The 26240-nt window shown below is 50.0% G+C and carries 26 protein-coding genes, 3 tRNA genes and 1 riboswitch; of the genes, 7 read left to right on the plus strand and 22 right to left on the minus strand.

Annotation, left to right across the window (positions count from 1 at the left end; all coding sequences use genetic code 11):
- Nucleotides 1–9: 9 nt before the first annotated feature.
- The 6 genes from pflB to recD2 form a co-directional block, all read right to left on the minus strand.
- Nucleotides 10–2238: a formate C-acetyltransferase gene (gene pflB / locus KCG48_RS10035; RefSeq protein WP_211801930.1), complete on the minus strand. Its 2229-nt coding sequence runs from the start codon at nucleotides 2236–2238 to the stop codon at nucleotides 10–12.
- A 585-nt stretch (nucleotides 2239–2823) separates the two neighbouring features.
- The gene (locus tag KCG48_RS10040; protein WP_211801932.1) at nucleotides 2824–3378 is read right to left on the minus strand and encodes a YkoP family protein; all 555 of its coding nucleotides are present in this window, start codon (nucleotides 3376–3378) and stop codon (nucleotides 2824–2826) included.
- Between the two features lies 1 nt (nucleotide 3379).
- Nucleotides 3380–4054 (minus strand): polysaccharide deacetylase family protein, encoded by a 675-nt coding sequence (locus KCG48_RS10045; protein ID WP_230977093.1) that lies wholly within the window; start codon nucleotides 4052–4054, stop codon nucleotides 3380–3382.
- 549 nt (nucleotides 4055–4603) lie between these two features.
- Nucleotides 4604–5224 (minus strand): ComF family protein, encoded by a 621-nt coding sequence (locus tag KCG48_RS10050; RefSeq protein WP_211801936.1) that lies wholly within the window; start codon nucleotides 5222–5224, stop codon nucleotides 4604–4606.
- Nucleotides 5205–6200, minus strand: coding sequence for a DEAD/DEAH box helicase family protein (locus KCG48_RS10055; protein ID WP_211801938.1), 996 nt, complete (start codon nucleotides 6198–6200; stop codon nucleotides 5205–5207). The genes KCG48_RS10050 and KCG48_RS10055 overlap by 20 nt, the downstream gene beginning before the upstream one ends.
- A gap of 12 nt (nucleotides 6201–6212) precedes the next feature.
- Nucleotides 6213–8423: an SF1B family DNA helicase RecD2 gene (gene recD2 / locus KCG48_RS10060; protein ID WP_211801952.1), complete on the minus strand. Its 2211-nt coding sequence runs from the start codon at nucleotides 8421–8423 to the stop codon at nucleotides 6213–6215.
- 203 nt (nucleotides 8424–8626) lie between these two features.
- Between recD2 and nagA the strand changes: the two genes are divergently transcribed.
- Together nagA and KCG48_RS10070 are read left to right on the plus strand one after the other, a co-directional pair.
- A complete protein-coding gene (gene nagA, locus KCG48_RS10065; protein ID WP_211801958.1) occupies nucleotides 8627–9754 on the plus strand; it encodes an N-acetylglucosamine-6-phosphate deacetylase in 1128 nt (375 codons plus the stop codon).
- A 231-nt stretch (nucleotides 9755–9985) separates the two neighbouring features.
- Nucleotides 9986–11719 carry a DUF4153 domain-containing protein gene (locus KCG48_RS10070; protein WP_211801965.1) on the plus strand — a complete coding sequence of 578 codons (1734 nt, stop codon included), beginning with the start codon at nucleotides 9986–9988 and terminating at the stop codon, nucleotides 11717–11719.
- A gap of 60 nt (nucleotides 11720–11779) precedes the next feature.
- Here the strand turns inward: KCG48_RS10070 and KCG48_RS10075 are convergent, their stop codons facing one another.
- The 5 genes from KCG48_RS10075 to KCG48_RS10095 all read right to left on the minus strand — a co-directional run bounded on the left by KCG48_RS10075 (nucleotide 11780) and on the right by KCG48_RS10095 (nucleotide 14293).
- The gene (locus KCG48_RS10075) at nucleotides 11780–12355 is read right to left on the minus strand and encodes a cysteine hydrolase family protein (protein WP_211801967.1); all 576 of its coding nucleotides are present in this window, start codon (nucleotides 12353–12355) and stop codon (nucleotides 11780–11782) included.
- 114 nt (nucleotides 12356–12469) lie between these two features.
- On the minus strand, nucleotides 12470–13651 hold the full coding sequence (gene metK / locus KCG48_RS10080) for a methionine adenosyltransferase (RefSeq protein ID WP_211801969.1): 1182 nt from the start codon (nucleotides 13649–13651) through the stop codon (nucleotides 12470–12472).
- A 72-nt stretch (nucleotides 13652–13723) separates the two neighbouring features.
- Nucleotides 13724–13822: riboswitch (SAM riboswitch) on the minus strand.
- A gap of 58 nt (nucleotides 13823–13880) precedes the next feature.
- Nucleotides 13881–13965 (minus strand) — tRNA-Tyr (locus KCG48_RS10085).
- 79 nt (nucleotides 13966–14044) lie between these two features.
- Nucleotides 14045–14129: transfer RNA gene (locus tag KCG48_RS10090), tRNA-Tyr, on the minus strand.
- A gap of 79 nt (nucleotides 14130–14208) precedes the next feature.
- A tRNA-Tyr gene (locus tag KCG48_RS10095) sits at nucleotides 14209–14293 on the minus strand.
- Nucleotides 14294–14379: 86 nt separating this feature from the next.
- Between KCG48_RS10095 and KCG48_RS10100 the strand changes: the two genes are divergently transcribed.
- A complete protein-coding gene (locus KCG48_RS10100; protein ID WP_211801971.1) occupies nucleotides 14380–14571 on the plus strand; it encodes a hypothetical protein in 192 nt (63 codons plus the stop codon).
- Nucleotides 14572–14799: 228 nt separating this feature from the next.
- On the opposite strand, the gene KCG48_RS10105 is transcribed toward KCG48_RS10100, so the two are convergent.
- Nucleotides 14800–15288, minus strand: coding sequence for a hypothetical protein (locus KCG48_RS10105; protein WP_211801973.1), 489 nt, complete (start codon nucleotides 15286–15288; stop codon nucleotides 14800–14802).
- Nucleotides 15278–15508, minus strand: coding sequence for a hypothetical protein (locus tag KCG48_RS10110; RefSeq protein ID WP_211801974.1), 231 nt, complete (start codon nucleotides 15506–15508; stop codon nucleotides 15278–15280). Before KCG48_RS10110 ends, KCG48_RS10105 begins: the two co-directional genes overlap by 11 nt.
- Nucleotides 15509–16255: 747 nt before the next feature.
- Here KCG48_RS10110 and KCG48_RS10115 point away from each other — a divergent pair.
- Together KCG48_RS10115 and KCG48_RS10120 are read left to right on the plus strand one after the other, a co-directional pair.
- Nucleotides 16256–16495 carry a (4Fe-4S)-binding protein gene (locus KCG48_RS10115; protein ID WP_211801976.1) on the plus strand — a complete coding sequence of 80 codons (240 nt, stop codon included), beginning with the start codon at nucleotides 16256–16258 and terminating at the stop codon, nucleotides 16493–16495.
- A gap of 16 nt (nucleotides 16496–16511) precedes the next feature.
- Nucleotides 16512–16787 carry a GNAT family N-acetyltransferase gene (locus tag KCG48_RS10120; protein ID WP_211801978.1) on the plus strand — a complete coding sequence of 92 codons (276 nt, stop codon included), beginning with the start codon at nucleotides 16512–16514 and terminating at the stop codon, nucleotides 16785–16787.
- 184 nt (nucleotides 16788–16971) lie between these two features.
- Here KCG48_RS10120 and KCG48_RS10125 read toward each other — a convergent pair whose 3' ends face one another.
- On the minus strand, nucleotides 16972–18777 hold the full coding sequence (locus KCG48_RS10125) for a flavocytochrome c (protein ID WP_211801979.1): 1806 nt from the start codon (nucleotides 18775–18777) through the stop codon (nucleotides 16972–16974).
- A 180-nt stretch (nucleotides 18778–18957) separates the two neighbouring features.
- Between KCG48_RS10125 and KCG48_RS10130 the strand changes: the two genes are divergently transcribed.
- Nucleotides 18958–19557, plus strand: a complete 600-nt coding sequence (locus tag KCG48_RS10130) for a TetR/AcrR family transcriptional regulator (protein WP_211801988.1) — start codon at nucleotides 18958–18960, stop codon at nucleotides 19555–19557.
- A gap of 140 nt (nucleotides 19558–19697) precedes the next feature.
- Here the strand turns inward: KCG48_RS10130 and upp are convergent, their stop codons facing one another.
- Genes upp through KCG48_RS10170 form a run of 8 tightly spaced genes read right to left on the minus strand, consistent with a single transcriptional unit; the run spans nucleotide 19698 to nucleotide 25830 of the window.
- The gene (gene upp, locus KCG48_RS10135; RefSeq protein WP_211801990.1) at nucleotides 19698–20327 is read right to left on the minus strand and encodes a uracil phosphoribosyltransferase; all 630 of its coding nucleotides are present in this window, start codon (nucleotides 20325–20327) and stop codon (nucleotides 19698–19700) included.
- Between the two features lie 19 nt (nucleotides 20328–20346).
- Nucleotides 20347–20796, minus strand: a complete 450-nt coding sequence (gene rpiB / locus KCG48_RS10140; protein ID WP_211801992.1) for a ribose 5-phosphate isomerase B — start codon at nucleotides 20794–20796, stop codon at nucleotides 20347–20349.
- 3 nt (nucleotides 20797–20799) lie between these two features.
- Nucleotides 20800–21231: an arsenate reductase/protein-tyrosine-phosphatase family protein gene (locus KCG48_RS10145; protein ID WP_269142439.1), complete on the minus strand. Its 432-nt coding sequence runs from the start codon at nucleotides 21229–21231 to the stop codon at nucleotides 20800–20802.
- Nucleotide 21232: 1 nt separating this feature from the next.
- Nucleotides 21233–22282 carry an L-threonylcarbamoyladenylate synthase gene (locus KCG48_RS10150; protein ID WP_211801996.1) on the minus strand — a complete coding sequence of 350 codons (1050 nt, stop codon included), beginning with the start codon at nucleotides 22280–22282 and terminating at the stop codon, nucleotides 21233–21235.
- 47 nt (nucleotides 22283–22329) lie between these two features.
- Nucleotides 22330–23409, minus strand: a complete 1080-nt coding sequence (gene prfA, locus KCG48_RS10155) for a peptide chain release factor 1 (RefSeq protein ID WP_211801998.1) — start codon at nucleotides 23407–23409, stop codon at nucleotides 22330–22332.
- A gap of 48 nt (nucleotides 23410–23457) precedes the next feature.
- Nucleotides 23458–24306 carry a peptide chain release factor N(5)-glutamine methyltransferase gene (gene prmC, locus KCG48_RS10160; RefSeq protein ID WP_211802000.1) on the minus strand — a complete coding sequence of 283 codons (849 nt, stop codon included), beginning with the start codon at nucleotides 24304–24306 and terminating at the stop codon, nucleotides 23458–23460.
- Nucleotides 24296–25207, minus strand: coding sequence for a DUF1385 domain-containing protein (locus tag KCG48_RS10165; protein ID WP_211802002.1), 912 nt, complete (start codon nucleotides 25205–25207; stop codon nucleotides 24296–24298). The genes prmC and KCG48_RS10165 overlap by 11 nt, the downstream gene beginning before the upstream one ends.
- The gene (locus KCG48_RS10170) at nucleotides 25204–25830 is read right to left on the minus strand and encodes a thymidine kinase (protein WP_211802004.1); all 627 of its coding nucleotides are present in this window, start codon (nucleotides 25828–25830) and stop codon (nucleotides 25204–25206) included. Before KCG48_RS10170 ends, KCG48_RS10165 begins: the two co-directional genes overlap by 4 nt.
- Nucleotides 25831–25966: 136 nt before the next feature.
- Here KCG48_RS10170 and rpmE point away from each other — a divergent pair, with 136 nt between their 5' ends.
- Complete coding sequence (gene rpmE, locus KCG48_RS10175; RefSeq protein WP_211802006.1) at nucleotides 25967–26185, plus strand: 50S ribosomal protein L31; 219 nt, start codon at nucleotides 25967–25969, stop codon at nucleotides 26183–26185.
- Nucleotides 26186–26240 lie beyond the last annotated feature (55 nt).

Raw genomic sequence — 26240 nt, forward strand, 5'->3', positions numbered from 1 at the left:
GTGAACGAATTACATCGTTTCGTGGAAGGTTCTGGAAATAACTTCCATCTGCTGTTCTCTGGACAGACGGTTGAAGTTAACGGCATATCCGGAGACACGGATGGTCAGTGTGGGGTACTTCTCGGGATGCTCCATGGCATCTTCCAGCTTAGCCCGGTTCAGCACATTCACGTTCAGGTGATGGGCATCCTGGCCGAAGTATCCGTCAAGGACAGCGGAGAGGTTGTTGATTCTCTCGGTTTCGGACTTGCCCAGGGCATCCGGAACGATGGAGAAGGTGTTGGAAACGCCGTCTTCGCAGGTGTTGCAGTAAGGAATCTTAGCAACGCTGTTCAGGGATGCCAGAGCGCCTTCCATATCTCTTCCGTGCATGGGGTTTGCACCAGGAGCCAGAGGCTCGCCAGCCTTTCTTCCATCCGGTGTAGCACCGGTCTTCTTTCCGTACACCACGTTGGAGGTGATGGTCAGAACCGAAAGGGTGTGCTTGGCATCACGGTAGGTGGGGTGCTTCTTCAGCTCATCGGAGAACTTCTGTACCAGATGGACAGCGATGTCGTCAACACGGTCATCATCATTGCCATACTTGGGGAACTCGCCTTCGATGATGAAGTCATCGGTGATTCCCAGTTCATTGCGGTGTGCCTTAACCTTGGCAAACTTGATGGCGGACAGGGAGTCTGCAGCCACGGAGAGTCCAGCCACACCGAAGGCCATGAGTCTGCCCACATTGGTGTCGTGGAGAGCCAGCTGTCCTGCTTCGTATGCGTACTTGTCATGCATATAGTGGATGATGTTCATGGTGTTGACATAGAGATCAGCCACGTACTCCAGAACCTTGATGTAGTTGGCCAGGACCTTGTCGTAATCGAGAACTTCGTCATTGATGGGCTCAATGCCTGCGATGACCTTCTTGCCGGTCTTCTCATCCACACCGCCGTTGATGGCGTACAGCAGGGACTTGGCCAGGTTGCATCGGGCGCCGAAGAACTGCATCTGCTTTCCGATGGTCATGGCAGACACGCAGCAGGCGATGGCATAGTCGTCTCCATAGGTGGGTCTCATGACATCGTCATTCTCGTACTGAATGGAGTCTGTCTTGATGGACATATCCGCACAGAACTTCTTGAAGTTCTCGGGAAGGCTCTGGGACCAAAGAACCGTCATGTTTGGTTCAGGCGCAGTGCCCAGGTTGATCAGGGTGTGCAGGAATCGGAAAGATGATTTGGTGACCAGCGATCTGCCGTCCAGTCCCACACCTCCGATGGATTCGGTGACCCAGGTGGGGTCTCCGGCGAAGAGATCATCATACTCGGGGGTTCTCAGATGACGAACCAGTCTCAGCTTGATGACGAACTGATCGATGAGTTCCTGTGCAAAGGCTTCGTCGATGATGCCGGCCTGCAGGTCTCTTTCAATGAAGCAGTCCAGGAAGGTGCTGGTTCTGCCCAGGGACATAGCGGCACCGTTGTTTTCCTTAACCGCAGCCAGGTATCCGAAATACAGGAACTGAACAGCTTCCTGAGCGTTCTTGGCTGGAGCGGAGATGTCCACACCGTAGGTGGCAGCCATCTTCTTGATTTCGCCAAGAGCAACGATCTGCATGTTAACTTCTTCACGGCTACGGATGAGGTCATCCAGCATAGCGCCCTTCAGATTTTCCAGATCTTTCTTCTTCTCTGCGACCAGACGGTCAATACCATAGAGGGCGATTCTTCTGTAGTCGCCGATGATTCTTCCGCGACCATAAGCATCGGGAAGACCCGTGAGCAGTCCTGCGCTTCTGGCTGCACGCATTTCTTTATTGTAAGCGTGGAATACGCCTTCGTTATGGGTCTTTCTGTACTTAGGGAATTCTTTCAGAATAGAATCGGAAGCAGTGAGGTCATAAGCTTCCAGAGACTGCTCCACCATACGGAATCCGCCGTAGGGGTTGATGATTCTCTTGAGGGGGGCATCGGTCTGCAGACCTACGATGGTCTCATGCTCTTTCTCGATGTAACCCGGCTTGAAGTTGTTGATTCCTGCAACGTTCTCCTGATCTACGCCAAGAACACCCTGCTTGATTTCCTTGATGATCAGTTCGCTGGAGGTCTTCCAGACAGCCTTTGTGTTCTCTGTGGGACCCTGAAGGAACTTATCGTCACCGGTATACTCGGTGTAGTTCTTCTGGATGAAGTCTCTTACATTGATTTCGTTTTGCCAGTCACCTGCAACAAAACCTTGCCATTCATTTTGCATTAGTATGCCTCCTCATGGATTTATAACACATGTGGTTAAAATCACCAATCTGTTTTTTTCTTACAGACCTATTATACAATAGCTTTCAGCATTTGTTAATCCCTGGTCAATAATAATTTTCCGCAGCATTACTGCATTTTTACAGGTTAAGTCTTGACACTTCATCTGTTTTTATGGTAAGTGAACATATTTTATCTTCAATCTTACGGATAACATAGTACAGATTTCCTTTTTTAGTCGTTTACATGTCATAATTTGTTCCGATCTTTTGCACAGACCTGCATAAAATTAATTTTCCCATTACAGCATTTTTTTGTCATACTTTACTCTTTTTTATTGAGTTCCTTTTCTGGAACGATTCTTTTCTGCGCTGACCCGCTAAAAAACCGTCGTTTATCTCCTTGTATTTTTCCGGAAAAACTTCGATATAAATAGCACAAACTTCCTTTTCAATTCTCTTATTGTACTATTTTTTCATGATTTCCTAGCACACCTTCACCCCACTCACCTAAAAAAGTCTCCTTCCTCTACCGGAGGTTCAACCCCAGTGGAGGAAGGAGGCTTTAAATTGGTGTCAACGATGGACTAGACGGAAGATTCCCCTTCTTCACCACCCTGGTGTTTCAGATTCATGATCTGATCCCGGGAGATCCAGCATTCTTTCGCGTAGCGCTTCTTTTTGTCCTTCCGCTCTTCTTTCCCTTTACGCAGGGAGGAACGAAGGACATTCTCCCCAAAGGAGATCATTGACCGTTTCCATGCCGGTTCAATCTCAAAAATCGTGAAGCCCACTCGTTTCGCCAGCCGATAGAGCAGGGTAATGCCCAGAACTGCTTTATAGTCCTCATAGCCCTCCTGTTCCAGAAGTTCCCCGACTTTTATCAGTTCATCCTTTAGCATGACAAACAGGTTACCATAGTGGGTATTCAGCATGTGTAAATTTGTGTTGATTATATGAATTTCGAAAAACTTATCGCCCTTCTTGATCACCGTACCATCACTGATGGTCACGGGTTTTCCCTTATAGACGGAAGGCACTAAGTACAAAAAGCCGATATCACTTCCCGGTACGGGTTTCCACCCCTGAAGACGGACAATATTGCGGTCATAGAACGCCACGAGGTCATGCAGTATATTCATCTTATCTCTCCTTGTGCGGGTGTTCCCGATAGATTTCATCGGGAATCACGAACTTGTACCCTTGGGAAATCAGTTTAGGCAATGCCGTCTCCAAGGCCCCGATGGTCCGCATGGGGGCATCCTTGGCTCCCCGGCCGTCGTGGAGGAGAATGATATCCCCCGGTTTCACTTTCTCCGTCAATACGGTGAAGATATGCTCCACATCACTGAACTTGCTCCAGTCTGAGGCATGCAGAGACCACAGCACCGGCTGAAACTTATACTTCTCAATGAAGTTGGAGGAGGTTATGTTCACCAGCCCCCAGGGCGGACGATAAAAGCGGACGGTTATGCCCAGCTCCTTCAGCACGCTGAGGGAACTTTGAAAATCCTTTTTGGTGGCCTTGTAGGATCGAAAAATCGCTCCCACATGCTTATTGGCATGGAGACCCACCGTATGACCTTCACTGACAATGCGCTTCACCAGATCCGGGTACAATTTCGCCTTCTCCCCCAGAACAAAAAATGTACATTTCACGTCATACTTCTTCAGGAGATCCAGCAGCAATGGCGTATAGCGGGGATCCGGTCCGTCATCAAAGGTGATGGCGATGGATTTATCTTTGGTATCCAGTCTCTTTCTCACCTTCCGGGAGAAATAGCGGAAAAAGATATTGGGCAGGATGGAATAGAACATAAAAAAATAAAACAGAAGAGTATCCATAATAACTCCATTTCACGTGTTGCAATACCAGGAGCACTTTACTCCATATCCTCCATTATACCCTATGCACCCTGAAAAAGAATACCGAATGAACTCATTCTCCAAGAAACTATGCCCGTGTTCCCCCCCATCCCTCGAAGAAAAAAATTCTACTCCTCTTCCAGGGGGACCAAAGTAGAATCAAAAGTAAAAAAATAAGCAGCTTAACGCTGCTTAATTTGCACTTGCGTGCTAAAAGTTACTTGACCTAGTCTTTGACCCCACACTCGCCTGCTGGAGCTTTTGCTACCCGGAATTAACCTCTCACTACTAACCCTCTCATTTCTGGCAGGACTAACATCTAAACCGCACCATGATTGACAGCACTTTGGCTGACTTACGTGGATCCTTTTGCCTGCGACTGGCATGGACTATCGGGAAAAACTCCCGAGCAACTACAAACGTAACTTTCATGAAATATTATAGCGGGGTTCCTCTTCAAGTTCAAGAACTATCCAGAATTTCTTCAAAGCAAAGCTCCTGTCAATGCCTGGCAAAGGTCAGGTATTTCGCTTCCCCTCCTGCTTCCTCCAGGAGGGCCACACAGCGGTCCACCGTAGCTCCGGTGGTCAGGACATCGTCCAGAATCAGCAGCCGTTTTCCCTTTAGCTGCTGCTGCACCTCCGGAAGGAGGGCAATGTTTTTCGCATTCTCTTTCCGCTCTTCCCGATCCAGCGCTTTCTGCTCCAATTTTCCATGGCGAAAGCAGGACCATACGGGAAGCTTCAGCTGAATCCCCACTTCCCGGGCAAAAAGTGCCCCATGGTCAAACCCCAGCAGCTTTTGTGATTTGGGTGAGGAAGGCGCATAGGTTAGAACATCAAAGCTTCGAAGGGTCTCCCCTTCTCTCTCCACGATGCAGCGGACCATGGCCCGCATGGCGGAGAATCCGCCATGCTTTTTATACCGGGAAATGAGTTCCTTGGCCCCTCCCTCATAACGGTAAAGAGCAGTTCCCTGGGGACAAGTCTCCAGAGACCCGCTCTGGGCAGAGGGAAGTTTCCCCCGGCACTCCCCGCAGATTCCCTCACTGAACCGACGACACAAGGGGCAGCTGAGCTCGGGAAAGAAGAACTCCAGGATTTTATGTTGGAGACTGTTCAAACCCCTGCTCCCACAGCACCTTGTTAAAGTAGCGCGTCATCTCCCGGGTCCGTTCTATATCCCGGGTAATGGTCTGGCAAAGCATGATGACCTCCCCATTGAGTTCATCATAGTATCCGCTGCGCAGGCAGAAGAAGAGCAGTTCCCGATAACTGTACCGGGGGGCATCGGCCCCATGGATGATGATTTCAAGATTGGCCGGCACATCGAGATAATCGTCCAAATCGTCTGTGATGAAGATATGGGGTTTGCTTTCATCCTGAGAAAGTTCAACCATCTTCCGGGTTCCGATTTCATCCACATCATAGATGCAGGCACTGAAGGTTTCATCGATTTTGCTCAAAAACCGGGCCACCTTTCGTTTGACCTTCTTGTTTTCCGTGAGAAAGAGAACCTTCTTCTTCTCATAGACAAACCAGAGCAGATACTCGTAGACCGAAGTGGGCACAAACTCCTCCAGATTGAGCCGGGTTTCAATGACCCGGGGCTCTGACACAAACCCGCTGCGCTCTGCCAAGGGGACCTCCACCACTTCCACTCCCATGAACACTGTTTCGAAGGAGTAGGCCAGCACTTTTTTGCAGTGGCCGTAGATGAGCCCAATGAGCGTTTGCATCTCCGGTTTCTTGTGGATGGGGAAGGAATTCACATCATCATAGATGGCCAGGTCATAGGCTCCCCGTACGCGGGTGGCCTGGTGATAATCCACCACCACCAGGGCTGCATCCTCCTGGATCTCAAACTCCTGATGCAGGGAAAAGGAGTCCCACCCCCGGGCGCGAAGCTCTTCCACCAGAAGTACCTTCTCTTTATCTTCCCCCGTGATGTAGAGCACTTTTCCTCCGGCTCGCAGCACCTTGTCCACCAGTTCCAAAAAGGGGGCCACACCCCGGTAAGGCACAGTCTTAATATTTATAGTCTTTTCCACGGAATGATCGTACCAGGTCTCAAGCTGTTCAAACTTTTCTTTTAGCAATCGTTTATCCCCCTATGTGATGAGATTGTCCAAAATGTTCATGATCCGGTATTTTAAGGACGTGTATCGCTCATAGGTCCGGGTGTTTTGAATCATGTAGGCCAGGGCCTTTTTTGACCCCACCAGAACCAGAAGCTCCTTGGCCCGGGTCACCCCGGTGTAGATGAGGTTTCGGCTCATGAGGAGCGGTGGCCCCATGAAGAGTGGAATGAGGACGACTTTAAACTCACTGCCCTGACTTTTATGGATGGTGACGGCGTAAGCCAGCTCCAGATCATCCAGATCCTGGGATTCAAAATCCACGATCTTATCTTCGTCAAAGAGTACAGAAACCTGCTGTTCCTCTTCATTGATGGCCGTCACATAGCCGATGTCGCCATTGTAGATTCCCTGCCCTTCCGGTGGCTCCCCATGGATCCGCTGGATTTTCTTCCACTTGATCATATAGTTGTTTTTGGTCTGCATGACCTTATCGCCCACCTGAAAATCCGTGAAGCCGTATTTTTTCCTTTTGGGATTCAGGGCTTTTTGGAGAACTTCATTGAGATTGTTCACCCCCAGGTCGCCCTTTCGCATGGGTGAAAGAACCTGAAAGTCCTTGATCCGGTCCCATTTCTCATGGAACTTCGGGAGCCGGTTTGTGATCAGATCCACAGTCTTTTCCAAGGTGTCCTGATTGTCCATCCCGGTGATGAAGAAGAAATCACTGTCCTTGGCATTGAGGGTGGGCATCTGCCCGGTGTTGATCCGATGAGCATTGAGGGTGATGTTGGATTCTTTTCCCTGACGGTAGATGTAATCAAGTTTCACCACCTTGAATGCGGTGCAGTCGATGAGATCTTCCAGAACCCTGCCGGCCCCCACCGAAGGAAGCTGATCTGCATCCCCCACCAGAATCAGCCGGGTCTTGGGTTTGATCCCCTTGAGCAGATTGTTCATGAGCATGATGTCAATCATGGAGGCTTCATCGATGATGACCGCGTCACAGCTTAAGGTGTTGTCTTCATCGAAGAGCACCTCTTCATCCTCGGAGGATACCCCCAGATCCAGCAGACGGTGGATGGTCTTCGCCTCCCGCAAGGTGGCTTCGGACATCCGTTTGGCCGCCCGTCCGGTGGGCGCTCCCATGAGCACCTTCATGCCTGATTTTTCGAAAATATGGAGAATGCATTTGATTATGGTGGTTTTCCCCGTTCCCGGACCGCCCGTGATAATTTCAATGCCGTGGTTCACGGCGCCTTTGATGGCTTCGATCTGCTTCTCATGGAACTGAATCTGATTTTTCTCCTCGAACTCCCGGATATCCGATTCCACATCCACCTTCAGGGGTTCCAGCTCATCCAGGGCCAGCGAAAGGATCATCTTTGTCACAGCCACTTCCGCATAGAGATAGGGCAGGCTGAACACGCCTTCCCGGTCTCCCACCTTCTCCAGGGCCAGCTTGCCGGCCATGACGGAGTGGGTGAGATTGGCGATGATGAGTTCCTCCGGCACCTCCAGCGTCATCCCTGCCCGCTCCACCAAAAGATCCTTGGGCATATAGGTGCTTCCCTGGGTGCAGAACTCCTGGATCAGATGCTTAATCCCGCTCTGGATGCGAAAGGGTGAATCTGCTTCAATCCCCAGGTTTCGGGCAATGCTGTCCGCGGTTTTGAACCCGATGCTGGGCACTTCCTCCGAAAGCACATAGGGATTTTCCCGAACCCTTCGGACCGAATCGCTGCCAAATACCCGGTAGATCTTCAGCGCCTGCTTGGGCGTAACTCCGTAGCTCTGGAGAAACACCATGATGTTCTTCACTTCCCGACCCTTGATGTAGGAATCGTAAATGAGGCGCACCTTTTTCTCCCCGATGCCTTCCAGCTCCATGAGCCGCTCCGTCTGATTCTCGATGATGTCAAAAATGTCGTGGCCGAACTTATCCACCAGCTTCTTGGCGGTGATGGGACCGATTCCTGAAATGGAGCCTGATGCTAAATACTTTTCAATGCCCTTCAGGGAATCCGGCATCACTTCCTCATAATTCACGCACTTAAACTGCTTTCCAAAGCTGGCATGGGTCGTCCAGTCCCCATGAAGCCGCAGGGTTTGCCCCACAGCAATGAACGGAAAGGTCCCGAGGGCAATATGCACATCCTCGTCATCCTCGATGCGCATGATGCAAAATGCATTCTCCTCATTCTGAAATATGATGTCCCGTACCACACCTTCTATAATTTCCATAACTACTCCCTTGGTCGTCTCTAGCGGTTTACTCATAGTTATATGATAATCGAAAAGGCCCGGGGTTTCCACACTTCAGGATAATCCCATTATGGCCTCCCTTCTGCTGAATATTCACAAGGGATTCAAAAAATTTGATGCAATTTGCGTTATAATAAGGTATAAGGTGCTTTGAGCACAGAGTAATTAAATGAGGTGCAAGGATGATATTTCGTAATTTTAAACTGATTTTCACCGACCGGATCGAGGAGGGCTCCCTTCAAGTGAAGGACGGGAAGATCGTGAGTTTTACTCCTGACTTTAATTCCGGCGATGACATCGTGGAAGGGCATGGCCGTTATCTCTCCCCGGGATTCATCGACATTCACATCCATGGAGCCGGCAATAAGGATACCATGGAAGGTACCTTTGAAGCCCTGGAGACCATCTCCCGGACCATCGTCCGCCACGGCACCACCACCTTCCTCCCCACCACCATGACCCTGGACCTGAAGGACATCCGCCATGCGGTGGAAACCGCCAAGGATGCCGTGGGCAAAGTCACCGGCGCTTCCATCGCCGGTGTTCACCTGGAAGGTCCCTTCATCAGCAGCGGCGCCATTGGGGCACAAAACCCGGCCTATGTCCGGAAGCCCGAAATGGAAGCCTTCCTGGAAATGGTGGGCGAACATCAGGATTTCATTAAAAACATCACCATGGCCCCTGAAGTGGAGGGTGCTTTAGCGTTTATTCCCCACCTTCGCCGCCACAACATCAACGTGAGCATCGGCCACACCAAGGCCACCTATGCGGAGGCCCTGGCCGGGATCAAAGCCGGCTGCAACCACTCCACTCACCTCTTCAACGCCATGACTCCCTTCACCCATCGGGAACCCGGTGTGGTGGGGGCAATCTTTGACACCGACATCACCACGGAAACCATCTCCGACGGGATCCATGTGAGCTATCCTTCTCTTCGCGTTGCCTATAAGCAAAAAACCGCCGACAAGGTGCTTCTGGTCACCGATGCCATGATGGCCTGCGGTATGCCCGATGGCGATTATACCCTGGGCGGACAGAAGGTCATCTCCAAAGACGGCGCCGCCCGTCTGGAATCCGGCGCCCTCGCCGGATCCATCCTCACCATGGACAAGGCGGTGAAGAATGTCTTCAACAACACCGACCTTCCCCTGCAGGATGTGGTGAAAATGGCCTCCTGGAATGGCGCCAAGTTCATCGGCATCGAGAAGACCACCGGGAAGCTGGCCATGGATTATGACGCGGATCTGGTGATTCTCTCCTCCGATCTTCTGGTGGAGCAGGTCTTTGTAAAAGGTCAGCCAAAACTCTAATTTCTCCCCCATGACGCCGGAGGTTCTCCGGCGTTTTTTTATGGGCAAGGCCCATCCAAGCCCAGAAATTCCCCATTATTAAGGAATTCTGAATTTTTACCGAAAAGATATCCTGTTCTTGAAATTCAGAATATGATGGAAGAAAGAAGATATATTCCATTCCCCCCCGACCCGACCGATTCACAATAGAGGAGGTGAAGGGATGAACGCCGAAAAGGCGTCTCCCATCGTATGAAACTGACCAGAAAAATCAAAGATCAATTCGCAGGTCTCGGGGAAAGTGCAGCCCGTTACCCCATTACCGCGCTGTTATCCTTCGCCCTCATGATCATTTTAATCACCCTTTCCGAACGGAATATCCGGGGCTACTATGAGAACGAAACCCTCACCCGGATCAGCATGACCTTCGCGTTAGGTCTTCCCTTGAGTGTCTCCCTGAAACATCTGGTGGAGCGCTTCACCAAGCGAGGCAGCGGTTTACTGCTTCTCATCCCCGTCAATGCCGTTCTTCTCGGCGCATACTACTTCTTCTTCACGAAGGACATGAATGCCACGGACTACATGCGGTATGCCGGCACCCTTTTCTTCCTGCTGGTGACGGTGTTCTTCACCCTGAAGATCCGCAGGAATGAAAAATACGAAGTGTATGTCATGCGCATCTTCTCTGGCTTCTTCCTCACTGTACTCTATGCCGGGGTTCTCTATCTGGGTGTCGCGGCCATCATCTTCACCATCAATTCCCTTTTCGATGCGGAGATTGACTCCAAGTACTACCTGTATGTCTTCTTCTTTACCGCCTTTGTCTTCGGCATGCTTATGCTGCTCTCCAAACTGCCCAAGGAGGAAGAAACCTTTGAAGGTTCCGTATACTCCAAAGGCCTGAAAGTCCTGGTGCTCTATATTGTCATTCCCCTCATCACCATTTATACCGGTATCCTTTATGTCTATTTTGCCAAGATTCTCTTCACTCAGGTTTGGCCCCGGGGACTGGTATCCAACCTTGTTCTCTGGTATTCCGTCCTATCCGCCGCAGTGATCTTCTTCATCACCCCGATTCTGGAAGAGAATAAAGTGGCGATGCTCTTCCGCACCTGGTTCCCGCGAATCAGCTTCCCCATTCTGGCCATGATGTTTGTCTCCATCGGCATCCGCATCCGCCAGTACGGTTTCACGGAGCCCCGCTACTTTGTAGTGCTTCTGGGCATCTGGGTAGCACTCATCATGGGGTACTATGTGGCACGACGTCAGCTGAAGAATACCTTCGTCCCCATGAGTCTGGCTGTCTTTGTGTTGCTCTCCATGTATGGTCCCCTTTCCGCCTTCAATGTCTCGGCCAACAGCCAGAACGCCCGTCTCACGGCGCTCTTGGAGAAGAACAGTATGCTGGTTTCCGGAGAAGTGGTTCCCGGAAAAGAGGTTTCCACCGACGACAAGCGGGATATCTCCAGCATTGTCCTCTACTTCTCCGAGCGGGGCTTCGAAAAGCTGAGTTATCTCCCGGAGGATTTCCAGTTCCAGGACTTTAACAAAGTCTTCGGCTTTGACCCCTTCGCTGACAACTACTTCCCGGGACAGCGCTATCTCTACCTCCATGCCGAGCCCAACAATAAGGGCATCGACATCGCCGGGTATGATCTGTACTTCCCGTTAGCCACCTATCAGGCCGCTGCTTCAGAAAAACCGGGAATCGAAGCTTCCTTAAGCAGCGCTGACCAGATTATCCGGCTGAAGGATCAGGATCAGGTCATCTTCGAAGTCTCCATCGCCAAGGAGCTTCAGGCTTTCCTGGACACTTATGGCGAAAATGACGGCAAGAAAGTCTTAAGCTATGATGATCTCTCCTTCCTCGTGGAGGATAAAGGCATCAAGGCCAAGGTAATTGTCCGGGATCTTTCCGCCACCATCCAGACTGATACGCCCCGGTATGAGAGCATCGATCTCATCCTGCTGGTGGATCTGCCTTAACAAAGTCATCCACATCACGAAGGACCTGCGCATCATGCACAGGTCCTTTTTTTTGCTCCCCTATTTCTTTAAGCTGTCCAGGGAGATCACTTTGACGCCATTGGTTTTGAGGATCCGGAGCGCCCCTTGGGCTTCCACGTTCTTGTCATGCCCCGGCAGATCAAAGGTTTCCACCAGATCCTCGATGACATAGACTTCCTTTTTCGCATTCCGCTCATGGAGATGGGTCTTTAACGAAAGGGCCAGGTTCAGCACACAGATATCCGTGCAGCATCCGATGATGTAGTAGTTCAAAACCTCCGGGACCTCTTCTTCCAGATAGCGGCGAAACCCTTCGGCTTGAAACGCATTGACGGAGTTTTTCCGAAACTGCCGCTGGGCAAAGGGCTGAAGCTCCGCAATAACCTGATCTTCCCCGCTGCCGGTGATGCAGTGGGGCGGAAAATCCTGGAACTCCGTGGAATCCGGGTCATGGGAATCCACCAGAAAGACGGTCCTCGCCTCTACTTCTTCCAGAAACTTCGCCATGGGGGAGACAATGGCCTGAATATCCGGGGAAGCTAGCGCTCCAAAGTTAATAAACCCTTCAATCATATCCACAACCGCCACTAGGGCGTTTTCTTTCAGCTGATACATGATGATCCCTCCCAGATTTTTCTTCATTATATCATCTTTTGATCAACAACTTATGTTCGAAAATCAGAAGACGCGAAGAGGATTTTACTTCCCCTTCGCGTCCTTATTTCTTGCTTAACCCAAGAGTTCCTTGATGATGTCCACCTTGTCCAGACGCTCCCAGGGAAGGTCCAGATCATTTCGGCCGAAGTGGCCATAGGCGGCAATCTGCCGATAGATGGGTCTTCGCAGATCCAGATCCCGGATGATGGCTCCGGGACGAAGATCGAAGACCTTCTTCACGATATCGATGATCTTGTCATGGGAGACCTTCTCGGTGCCGAAGGTGAAGACTTCGATGGAGATGGGCTTTGCCACGCCAATGGCATAGCTTAGCTGGATTTCCAGCTTGTCTGCGGCTCCTGCAGCCACCAGGTTCTTGGCGACCCATCTTGCAGCATAAGCCGCAGAACGGTCCACCTTGGTTGGATCCTTACCGGAGAATGCGCCGCCGCCGTGACGGCCATAGCCGCCGTAGGTGTCGACGATGATCTTACGGCCCGTGAGACCGGAGTCTCCCTGGGGTCCGCCCACTTCGAACTTGCCCGTGGGGTTGATGTAGATTTTGGTGGCTTCATCCATAAGCTCTTCCGGAATCACGGCCTGAATCACGTGCTCCGTGATGTCGCGGTGAATTTCCGCCTGGGTGACCTCGGAGCTGTGCTGGGTGGAGACAACAATGGTATCCACACGCAAAGGCTGGTCGTTCTCGTCGTATTCCACGGTGACCTGGGTCTTGCCGTCGGGTCTCAGGTAGGTGAGAATCTGCTGCTTGCGCACTTCTGCCAGTCTTCGGGCCAGCTTCTGGGCCAGATTGATGGGCATGGGCATATATTCTTCCGTCTCGTTGGTGGCAAAACCAAACATCATGCCCTGATCGCCAGCGCCAGTCTGCAGCAGCGCATCATGGTCCCCTTCACGGGTTTCCAGGGAAGCATTGACACCCTGGGCAATATCCGGAGACTGCTCATCGATGGATGTCAGTACTGCGCAGGTCTGGGCATCGAAACCGTACTTGGCTCGGACATAACCAATCTCTGTGACAGTCTTGCGAACCACCTTGGGAATATCCACATAGCAGCTGGTGGTAATCTCTCCCATCACCATGACCATACCCGTGGTCACTGCAGTTTCACAGGCCACGCGGGCCATGGGGTCCTCCGCCAGAATGCTGTCCAGTATGGCATCGGAGATCTGATCACAAATCTTATCGGGATGTCCCTCAGTGACCGACTCTGAAGTAAAAAGTCTTCTCATTTCTTTCCTCCTTGATTACACGCAAAATAAAAACCTCTTCACGATAAGAAGAGGTGTCAAATAATCACATCTCTCTTATCTTGCAGCTCCCGCCGCAGGAATTGGCACCACGTATTGCTACAGGTTGCCGGGTTTCATCGGGCCCTTTCCCTCCACCTCTCTTGATAAGAGTATTCAGTTTTCAGTTTTTCCATAAAAAAAGACTCAATCATTACAATTGTGTCTTTATTGGTGGAGGAGAGTGGATTCGAACCACTGAAGCAACTTGCAACAGATTTACAGTCTGCCCCCTTTGGCCACTTGGGTACTCCTCCCTATTGTGTACAACTGCCATATCATAGTACAACAGCCGACTTTGTTTGTCAATATCTTGGTGATGCTCTGAAGAAAAAATGGTGGAGGAGAGTGGATTCGAACCACTGAAGCAACTTGCAACAGATTTACAGTCTGCCCCCTTTGGCCACTTGGGTACTCCTCCCTATTGTGTACAACTGCCATATCATAGTACAACAGCCGACTTTGTTTGTCAATATCTTGGTGATGCTCTGAAGAAAAAATGGTGGAGGAGAGTGGATTCGAACCACTGAAGCAACTTGCAACAGATTTACAGTCTGCCCCCTTTGGCCACTTGGGTACTCCTCCGGATTCTTCTTTCAAGCATCAGCATTTGAACTGACAAAATCTAGTATATCGTCTTGGCTGCTATATTTCAAGCTTTTTCTTTAAAATTGCATCAAGAATCCACACAATCTAAATTGAAGAAGAAAATTCGATACAGTAGTAAGCGTTGTGGAATAGAAAATGAAAAAGAAGATGCGCCCTTTAATCAGCTCTCCGTTACTTTGTCGGGTATCGTTCGAAAGCTGGGTTTGGTGCGCATCCATCCAGAAAATGTGACCTTGCGGCCAAGTGTCCTATAATAAACTAACGATGCACAGCTGCCATCCCAAAAACGGAATACGAGCCCCCGAACAAGTTGCATTTCTTTGACAAGAGAAATGAGCTTGTTCTGTTTGCGCTGAAGAAAGTTTATTTCACCTTTAGAATACCACAAAATCCTCCACAAAAAACATCCCATTTGAACTTACTTGCTTCCAGATACTTTGCGTAGGATAGCCCTCCATAGGCTAGTGCAATGACTTTGAATATTAAAGGCCAAAAAACGAATTTGAAAATAAAAACCTTAAATTCTCATTTCGCAGTTCATCGTAAACACTTGCGAGATCACGATAATCAAAGACACCCTTTTCTTCTATTTTTTCGTATAAAGCATTGTATATTATACTCCAATCTTCATTTAAGAAAGTATCATCAAGATCCCTTCTTTTTATTGTTTGAATCCCGAACAATAAATTTCTCATAAAATCTCTAGTGCTTATCTCTTCCGTCGTTAGTTTGAAATATGATTTAGAAGAGTAATAAAGATCTAATGAGCTAATGGCATAGGATATGGACTGTTCAGGATCTTTAGACTCCAACATTGTAGTCAAACTTGCTACATAAACTCTGTACAAATCTTTCTCAATCCACCTCACCTTTGCCCGCACGGTAAATAACGATACTGAAGAAAGCAGCGAAACTAGTATTAATATTATTATCAATGCTTTGTTTGCATTGTGTTTATTATTAAACTTCATCGTGTATACCAATCAAATTTGGTTGATAAGCTTCTGTTGATATAAATAAATCAATAATTAAAGTAGCCTTCTCTTTGTTTTGTAAAAATTCCAATGCATTTGGTGAGACATTGTATTTTTCATATCCATCATTCTGAAGTTTATCATCAGCTTTTACCTCAATTCCTTGATAAAACATCCCCAAAACAAACAACAATAAAATACACAGTCTAATTTTCATGCATATACCTCCAAAAAAATAATACTCTTTCACATTATATCATACAATAGATAATATATAAATCGTTTACAGCTATTAGACTAATTGACCATTAATTCTCCGTAACAGGAAAGAGGAAAGTTCTAAACTCATTTGTTTGCGGAGGTTTCATCCTGCTTAGCACTATCGCATTTATGGAAAAATTAATATCATAAAGTTATCAATCGCATTTATATGATTCTATTTCTAAAGTTTATTGAGTTTCAGAATTAATAAAAACACCTCTGCTGCTTTTGGATTATGTCCATCAGAAGAAGATTCTACCTTGTTCATGGATCGTGATGATAATTCACGATGGATAGAACAAAAATATTTTGATAAATTGTCGGAAGTTCTTACATGCATTTTTGAACATCATCGAAATATCATGGATGACAAACTGAAAAACGCGTTAAAAATTCTTAGACTGCATGAGGATTTTAATCGAAGTGCAGTCCTTTGCAAATCTGATATGGAGATAGATTCGGACTATGAAAAATGGTTAGAAATCAGCAAAATTGTAAGATATATTATCCAGAAAGCTTGATTTTTTTCATCAGCATTGATAAATCATTGGATTTGATGGATCCTTTCTAAAATCCCCAAATTTCAACACTATCTTAAAACATAGTCGTAGAAAATCCTCTTTCCTCTAACCTCATTGCAATTGTACGAATTAGTGCTATAGTAAATTAATACTAAGAATGAAGCAACGAGGGAGGGCTAAAGATGAATCAAACGACAGAAAACTTAACCCAAAAAGGCTACAAGGCTTACGAGAACGCTGATATTACCGTCTATTGGAATGCTTCGATCTGTGAGCATGCCGGGAACTGCGTCAAAGGAAACAGCGAAGTTTTTAATGTAAATCGACGCCCCTGGATCATGTTGGGAACCGGAGAGCATGCCAATATTCAGGAGGTCATTGATACCTGCCCTTCAGGCGCCCTGAAGTATAAACTGAAATAAACTCATGGAGGCTAGTATGATTCAATTTGTCATGGAGCTCGAGAACAAAAGAGTCGTCGCCTATGATCACCAAAAGGTCATCGGTGAAGTCACATTTTCCCCATCCCCCACGCTGTGGATCGCTGATCATACGGAAGTGGACCCTTCTTATAAAGGACAAAGAATCGGCAATCAGATGGTTCAAAAGCTCGTCGAAGAAGCCCGGAAAGAAGGCGTAAAGATTCTTCCTCTGTGCCCTTTCGCCGCTGCAGAATTCAAGAAAAACCCTTCCTATGGGGATGTCCTGAAATAATTTATTAATGCGATGAAATGTGCCTGGAATGATGACAATTCCAGGCACTTTTTTTGATTCCCGATATTTATCAGGCTTTCTTTGGATGACAACAACGAGGTTTCTCCATATCGGAAAAGCTTCCTGGGGAGGGGTTTTCACCACCTCCACAGGAAGCTTCCGTAAAACAAATGAGGGAAGGATACTAGTTTCCTTTGGCTGCTGTTGCTCCCGCAATACGTCCGAAGGTATTTACATCCGCCAGTGCGTTTCCGCCCAGACGATTGGTGCCGTGAATTCCGCCGGTGACTTCGCCTGCGGCGAAGAGTCCGGGGATGACCACGCCATTTTTGTCCACAACACGGGTTTCCGTGGTGATCTTAATGCCGCCCATGGTGTGATGAACCGTGGGGACACGCTTACCGGCATAGAACGGTGCGGTATCCAGCTTATCTTTGAAGAGGGTTCGTCCGAACTCATCCACTTTGCTGTCCACAGAGGCATTGAAGGCTTCCACAGCCTTCACCAGGTTCTGGGGATCCACGCCGATCTGCTTGGCCAGGTCTTCCAGGGTATCTGCTTTATAGGCTCTGCCCTGCTCCACCAGAGAATCGATGGACTCGTTGAAGTTGTTCACAGTATCTCCCGTGGGATAGGAATGCTGATCCACGATGACCCACATCATGGCGTCGGTCTGGGCCATGAGAGCCTTGGTCATAACATCTCGCCTAGCGCCTTCATCCACAAAACGGTTACCAGCGGCATTGACGAATATACGGTTTTCCACGCCCTGCTCAATGTTTCCGCTGAGGCTTCCGGTGATGGGATCACCCATGGGAAGAAGCTGGATGTTCTCCATCTGGATGATGTCGGCATTGATGGCTTCCGCCATGACGATACCATCTCCCGTGGCTCCCTTGTGGTTGGTGGTCTTGATGTTGGTCAGCGTCGGCCAAAGAGTGTTGTACTTGTCGCGCATGGCAATGTTTGCCCCGAATCCGCCGCTGGCGATGATGACACCCTTAGAGGCATTGACGGTGACTTTTCCATTCTTGCCCTGGGCCTCAAAGCCCACGACGCGACCTTCGGTGTTCTGAATCAGGGTTTTGGCTTCGGTTTCCGTCAGAATCTTGATTTCATCCTGATGCTGATTGATGTAGTTCATGTAGGTATTGATGTAACCGGTGCCCAGGGGTTCCACGGGCTTATGGGCTCTCGGCCAGAGACCGCCAAGAACGGTAAATACGGTATCCTTGAACTTCATACCCAGGGATTCCAGCCACTCGATGGTGGGATAGGCATTTTCCACCAGGACACGGATCAGCGCGGGATCTCCCTGCTTGTCTCCGCCCTCGTAGGTTTGAGTGTAGTGCTTCTCAATGGAGTCTTCAATGCCCATGGCGGACTGACGTTTCTCATCCACGGCATTGTAGGCGGAACCCGAGATGATGGTATTGCCGCCCACATTGGGCATCTTTTCCACCACGACGACTTTGGCGCCATTCTGATGGGCGGATACGGCTGCGGCAAGTCCGGCTCCACCGGCTCCGATGATGGCCACTTCGGTATCCAAAACGATGTCCTTTTGTGCGGACTGCTCGTCCTCGCCCTTGACCTTCAGCTTCTCGATGTCAGCACCGGCTTTTTTCAGGGCATCTTCCAGTGCGGCCATAAAACCGTTGGACGAGTAAGTGGCTCCGCTCATGAGATCCAGTGCCAGTGAGCTTTTTTCCTTCGCTTGCGCAATGAGGTCTTCCACAGCCATGTCGCCGAGGCCCTGGGTTTCCGTATGTACTGCCTTGATGTCCACAATTTTTGTGGCATCCACGGTGACGGTGAGCTTGATCTCCCCATGGAATCCATTGGCTTTCCCCTCATAGGTTCCGGGTGTGAAGATACTGCTTTCGGCTGGTGTTTCTGGTGTGGTGTTTGCTTTCTTCTGACATGCGGCCAAGGATACGGTGAGGAGCACCGCTAAGGCTGCCGCCAGAAATTTTCCTCTCTTCTTCATATTTTCCCCCTAAGATTAAATTTTAGTAAACACGTTCAATGAATACGTTCACCCAATGAACTTATTATGCCATATTGTTAGAAGATTATCAATATATTTTGTGAAATTTTTATCGTTTTTGATCCTTTGAAATCTTCGAGTATAATGAGACTAGGAACAGACACAGGAGGCATGGAAAACGTGAGTGACAAACTGAATTCAAGACAGCTCCAGTCCCTGGAGACGAAAAACCGGATCTATGAAGTGGCCCTGCGCAAATTCACCGAAAAATCCCTGGACGAAGTGACCATTGCTTCCATCTGCAAGGAAGCCGGCGTCTCCGTGGGCTCCTTCTATAACTACTTTGACAGCAAAGAAGCCATCATCTATGAGAACTTCCGCCGGGCAGATATGGACTTCACCCGCTTCGAGCAGGTGGACCAGGAAGGCCAGGAGACCCTTCCCCTCATCCTGGACTATATGGACTACTACATCAGCTTTGTCAGCGCCCAGGATCTGAATTTTATCAAGCATCTTTATACCACATCCAACCGATACTTTGTCATGCCCCACCGCCCCATGCAGGAGGTGTTGAAAACCATCCTTCGCCGGCGTCAAGTCAAGGTTTCTCCCGAGTTCATGGAAAGCTCCGATGACCTGGTGGACCAGCTTTTCATGACGGCCCGAGGGGTCATCTTCCATTGGTGTCTCCATGAAGGTCGCTTTAATATCCGGGAACTGGCCCGAAAGCATTTTCTCCTTATTCTGAGAGGTGCCCTGATCGAAGAAAAGGAGCGGTGAAAACCGCTCCTTTTGTGATATTCTTATCGATAACCCTGGTCCAAGAACCCGTTCTCCCCGGACTTCCCCCGTTTCATCAGCCATTTTTTGCCACTTTTTAAACAAAGAAACGCCGCAGCAGAAGCTGCGGCGTAATTTCTTTACTTGGTTCCGAACAAACGGTCGCCGGCATCGCCCAGACCGGGAACGATATAGCCGTGCTCATTGAGCTTCTCATCGATGGCCGCGATGAAGATATCCACATCGGGGTGTTTCGTCGTGAGGGCCTTAATGCCTTCCGGTGCAGCCACCAGTCCCACAAACTTGATGGACTTGGCTCCCTGCTTCTTCAGCATGGAGATGGCGTCGATGGCCGATCCGCCGGTGGCCAGCATAGGATCCACCACGATGACATCGCGCTCCTCAATATCCTTCGGCAGCTTACAGAAGTACTCCACGGGCTGCAGTGTGCTCTCATCACGATAGAGACCGATATGGCCCACCTTGGCAGCAGGAACCAGTTTCAGCATGCCGTCCACCATGCCGATGCCGGCGCGGAGGATGGGAACGATGGCCAGTTTCTTGCCGGTGATGGTTTTGCACTTGGCAATGCCCACGGGAGTTTCAATCTCCACATCTTCCATGGCCAGATCCCGGGTGACCTCATAGGCGATGAGGGTAGAAATTTCTTCCACGACCTCACGGAATTCTTTGGATCCGGTGTTCTTGTCCCGGATAATGGCCAGCTTGTGCAGTACTAATGGGTGGTTGATTTCTGTTACTCTGCTCATTTGTTCTCCTCCTTAGGGATTATCGCTGATATTTTTCTTCCAACTGTGTAATCTTGTCAATGCGTGTCTGGTGTCTTCCCCCTTCAAAGGAAGCGCCGAGGAACGTATCCACGATGTCCAGGGCCAGAGACGGTCCCACAACGCGCTCTCCCATGGTCAGGATGTTGGCGTTATTGTGCTGACGGGTGGCGTGGGCACTGAAGGTGTCATGGCACAGGGCTGCCCGCACCCCTGGGATTTTGTTGGCGGCAATGCCGATGCCGATGCCTGTGCCGCAAATGAGGATTCCAAAATCGAAATGCCCATCCCGGACCTCTACGCCCACCTTCTCCGAAATATCCGGATAATCGCAGGATGCGGTGGTGTAGGTACCGAAGTCTTTCACCTCGATCCCCTTTTTCTCCAAGTGTTCCCGGATCAGTTCCTTCAGGTTCAATCCGCCGTGATCACAACCCAGTGCAATTTTCATGTCCTACCTCCTGTACTGTTCAAATTCTTCGATTTTCTGGATGAGACGCCGAAGCTCGCTGAAAGTTTTCACATACTCATCCTCGTCCATGCCGTAGGGATCCGGCACATCGCCCTTTTCCCCCGCAATTTCCTTCAGCGTATGGATCCGTTCATGGCCATAGCGCCGGACCAGTTCCCGCTTCTGGGCCTCTGTCATGGTGATGATGTAGTCGGCGTCGGCCACATCCACCTCCAGGAGCTCTTCCGCTTCCCGGTCCACCACATACCCGTACTCCCGGGCTAAGACCCGCTGAGCCTCTTTGGCGATGCGGCTTCCCCGCTGAATATAGAGTCCTCGGGATTCTGCCTTGGCCTGGTGAAAAGTCTCATTAAAGATTACCTCAGCCATGGGACTTCGGCAAGTATTTCCTGTGCATACAAAAAGAATTTTCATTTCACACCTCAATGAGTCGGTATCCTGCAGCCTTTTTCAGGCGGTTCATCACCGCCCGGCCCACACCGGATTCGTCGATGCCTTCGGCATAGATCAGCTCCACCTCTAAATCATCAAAACGGCGCAGCGCTTCAAAGAGATTCCGGGCAATCTCCGCCGGATTCTTTGCGCTGCCGTAGGACTGAAACTCTACCCCTTTAAGGGCATAGGCTGCTTCCTGCTCCCGCGCGGCCAGTACGCCCACGCGTTTTCCCTGCTCCACAGCCTCGGTGATTCTGCGCTCCATTTCCTCTTCCCGTTTTTCAGGACTGCCCACAATGACCGTTAAGGGCGCTTTGGGTGCATAATGCCGGTACTTCATCCCCGGTGCCCGGGGTGCTTCTTTTTCCCCCACCCGGGTCAGGGCTTCCTCATAGAGGATTCGCCCATCCACCTCCAGGAGCTCCTCATAGGTGACAAAACCTGGCCGAAGGAGCCTGGGGGGATCGATGCTGTAATCCACGATGGTGGACTCCAGCCCCACAATGCTTTGCCCATCGCCCAAAATCATATCCACCTTCCCGTCCAAATCCTCCACACAGCGGTCAAAATTCGTGGGACTGGGTTTTCCCGAAAGATTGGCCGATGGAGCCGCCACGGGATGACCCAGCGCTGCAATGATTCGGCGGGCCGTTTCATTGGCAGGCATACGGACCCCCACACTGGAGAGCCCTGCGCTGGTTTCCTCGGGGACGAGGGACGTCTTGGGCAAGATCACCGTCAGGGGTCCCGGCCAGAATCGCTCCATGAGGGCCTTGGCCTTTTCCGGCACATGGGTCACATAGGGCTCCAGGTTCCAATCCGCCACATGGATGATCAGGGGATTATCCTGGGGTCTTCCCTTCGCCCGGAATATTCCCGCCACGGCCTCTTTGTTCAGGGCATCCGCCCCCAGGCCATAGACCGTCTCCGTGGGAAAGGCCACGAGGCCTCCCTGCCTTAGACACTTTGCCGCCAGTAGGATGGCTTCTTCTTCAATTCTACCCGTAAACTGTACCTTGATCGTCTCCATTTTTCTCTCCAAAAATGGGGACAGTTAACAAACTGTCCCCCCAATCCCTAGTTATTTCGGTTACCCATGGCTTTGAGTTTTTCCGCCTGGTCATAGCGGATGAGGGAATCGAACATCTCGTCCAGATCACCATTGAGGAAGGATTCCAGCTTGTACAGGGTGAGGTTGATCCGATGGTCCGTCACGCGGCCCTGGGGATAGTTATAGGTTCGGATTCGCTCCGAACGGTCCCCGGTGCCCACCTGGCTTTTTCGCTCATCGGCAATATTCTGGCTTCGTTCCTGCTCTGCAATTTCATACAGCCGGGAACGGAGAATCTTGATGGCCTTTTCCTTGTTTTTCAGCTGGGATTTCTCATCCTGCACGGCCACAACCAGCCCGCTGGGCAAGTGCGTGACCCGGACCGCCGAGTCCGTAGTATTGACGGACTGTCCGCCGTTTCCGGAGGAACGGTACACGTCAATCCTCAAATCATTGGGGTTGATTTCCACATCCACCTCATCCACTTCGGGCAGTACAGCCACCGTGGCGGTGGAGGTATGGATCCGTCCTGAGCTTTCCGTATCCGGAACGCGCTGCACCCGGTGTACCCCTGACTCATACTTCATCTTGGAATAAACTCCCTGGCCCTTGACCATGAAGACCACTTCCTTGAATCCGCCGATATCTGTCTCATTGAGACTCATGATTTCCACTTTCCATCGCTGGGATTCCGCATACTTGGAATACATGCGGAAAAGATTATAGGCAAAGAGCGCTGCTTCATCGCCGCCGGCACCGCCGCGGATTTCCACAAATACGTTCTTTTCGTCATTGGGATCCTTGGGCAGCAGCATGATCTGCAGCTCCGCCTCGATGTTTTCCATTTGGGCCTTGATACTGCGCACATCCTCATTGATCATCTCGCGCATTTCGGTATCGTCTTCCAGCTGAAGCATATCCATATTGGCCTGAAGGTCTTCCTTCAGCTTCTTGTATTCCAGGTATTTCCCCACAATGACCTGAAGCTCAGAATGTTCCTTCACCAGCTTCTGCCACATTTCCTGATTGGCAATGACCGCAGGGTCACTGATTCTCATGGTGAGTTCTTCATATTTTCCTTCGATAAATCCTAATCGTTCCAGCATTTCTTTTCTCTCCTTGCTTTTTTGATCCTGAAAAATCCCACCAGAACGCTAAGTTTCAGGAAGCAGGACAGCACTCACTGCCCGGTCCTTTCCGGACAGGTCTTTGATGGTTTTTATTTCTCCAAATCCGTGGTTTGTCAGCATTTTCTCCACCTCGTGGCGTTGATCATATCCGATTTCGAAAACCACCGCTCCGCCCTCCTGGAGATGCTCCCGGGCGCTGGCGGTGATGCTCTGGTAAAAATCCAGCCCGGACGTGCCGCCGTAAAGAGCCAGTTCCGGCTCAAAGGCCTTCACCGAACGGGGCAGCTCTTCCATGTCCGCGGCACTGATGTACGGCGGATTGCTGATAATGAGGTCAAAGCGCTGGGGAAGGTGCAGAAAGAGATCAGACTCCACACACTGGACCCGGCTTTCCACCCCCAGGTTCCGGGCATTTTCCCCCGTGACCTTTAGAGCTTCTTTATTTATATCAGAAAGTGTCACATTTGTAAATTCCAAGATTCGGGCGATGGAAAGCCCCAGGGCTCCAGACCCGCAACAAAGATCCAGCACCGTCTCGTAGTGCTTTTCCCGGATGAGCCTCAAGGCTTCCTCCACGACGATTTCGGAATCCGGCCGGGGAATCAGGGTGTTTTCTGTGACCCTAAAGGTCATCCCCATGAACTCTTTAAAGCCTAGAATATAGGCCACGGGCTTCCCAGACTGACGCTCTTTCCAAAGGTTCCGGAAACGGTGCTCCTCGTCCTTGGAGAGTTCTTCCTCCCACCGGGTGAGAAGTTCCAAATCCGACAGACCCAGAACATTTTTCATGAGTACCCGGGCATCCAGCCGGGCCGTGTCGGAAACCTTCTGAAGCTGAAGACTGGCTTCATCCAGGGCAGCTTTAATTTTCATCGTCCATCAGTCCTTCCGCTTCCTTCAGTGCCCGGATGGACACCTCCAGCATCTCCGGCAGGGGCTCCTTGGTGGTGAGCCTTTGGAGCATCATCCCCGGATAGGCCACCACGCGCTGGATGGGCCCTTTGGTCCTTCCCAGCCAGCGGAGAATCTCATAGGTAATTCCCGAGATCACCGGAAGAAGGAGAATCCTCAGCACCACCCGAAGAAGCGGGTGAGACCATCCGGTGAAGGAAAAGACCAGAATGCTCACCGCCATGACGAGGAACATGAAGTTGGTTCCACAGCGCTCATGGAAGCGGGAGCAGGTCTTGACATTTTCCACCGTGAGGGGCATGTCCATTTCATAGCATACGATGGCCTTATGCTCTGCGCCATGGTACTGGAACACCCGGTAAATGTCTTTCAGCTGGCTGATCCCATAGAGGTATCCAATGAAAATCGTCAGCCGAAGAAGGGCTTCCACCGTATTCAGGGCTAAAGGCGGCAGCCCGTAATTTTTCAGCACTCCGGTAATCAGGGTGGGCAGCACAAAGAAAATGAGGATGCTGAGTCCCAAACTGAACAGGAGGGTCAGAGTTTCCACCATTTTTTCGCCTTTTTCGCCAAATTTATCCCGGAGCATCTTCTCCAGTTTTGTCGGTTCCTCATCGGCACCAAAGACCGAAGCCGACCAGTTGAGGCTTCGGATCCCGATCCGCATCGAATCCACCAGGGCCACAGCCCCGCGGATCAGGGGAAGCCGATACGCTTTATGCCGCTGGGACAAGGGCGTCAGGACATCGTGATGAACCACAATGTCTCCCAAGGGGTTTCGCACGGCGGTGGAAATTCCTTTTTTCCCCCGCATCATGACCCCTTCAATGACGGCCTGCCCGCCTACGGTCGTTTCTTTCATGCCTTCACCAAATCCTTATTCATTCGTTTTCGTTCTTCATCTTTTTTCTTATACTTAAAGTAGCAGTCAGCGCAAAGGGACTGATATTCCACCTGATCCACGAGATCAATGGCCACCTGAGCTCCCTCGAAGACAAATTCTCCATTGATCTTCCGTCCGTTGAGCAGGGCTTTTCGTCCGCAGGTGCAGATGGTCTTGAGCTCTTCAATGCTGTGGGCCAGGAGCAAAAGCCTTGCACTGCCCTCAAAGCCGTTCATGAGAAAGTCCGTCCGCAGACCGTAGCAGATCACCGGCACTTTCAGCGTCACGGCGACTTTCAGGAGCTCATCGATATGTTTGGCTTTGAGAAACTGCACCTCATCCACAAGAATGCAGTGAATGGTCCCTTCCTGCTGAATCCATTTTTCCGTAATGGCATAGAGATCATCCTCTTCCCGAACAGCATAGTCCGCTTCCCGGACAACCCCCAGCCGGGAAACCAGCTTGGTTCCGCCCTTGGCATCCACCTGGGGTTTGAAAATCTTCACCTTCATGCCCCGTTCCTCATAGTTGTATGCCACCTGCATGAGGTTGGTGGACTTTCCGGAATTCATTGCCCCGTATCGAAAATATAATTTGCTCATGTTCCTACTCCTATACTTCAATAATCCCTACTAATTATAGCATCTCACCCCCGGGTATTCCATATTATTCTTGACGGTGGCGGTTTGTAATGATAGAATTGAGTAGTTAAAAAACCATGAAATTGAGGTGAAATAAATGAAAGAAGGCATACATCCAAAGTACAACGACGATGCCGTTGTAAAGTGTGCATGTGGAAACACATTCGTAACCGGATCCGTCAAGCCCGAACTGAAAGTGGAAATATGCTCCCAGTGCCATCCATTCTTCACTGGTAAGCAGAAGATTGTTGATGTTGGTGGTAGAGTAGATCGCTTCAACAAGAAGTTCAACCTGACGACCAAAACTGAAGAGTAGGACTTTTCATTGAAAAATGAGGATCATCGCGATCCTCATTTTTTTTTGCGTTCTT

It is taken from the genome of Proteiniclasticum sediminis (assembly GCF_018128025.1).
GTDB lineage: Bacteria > Bacillota > Clostridia > Clostridiales > Clostridiaceae > Proteiniclasticum > Proteiniclasticum sediminis.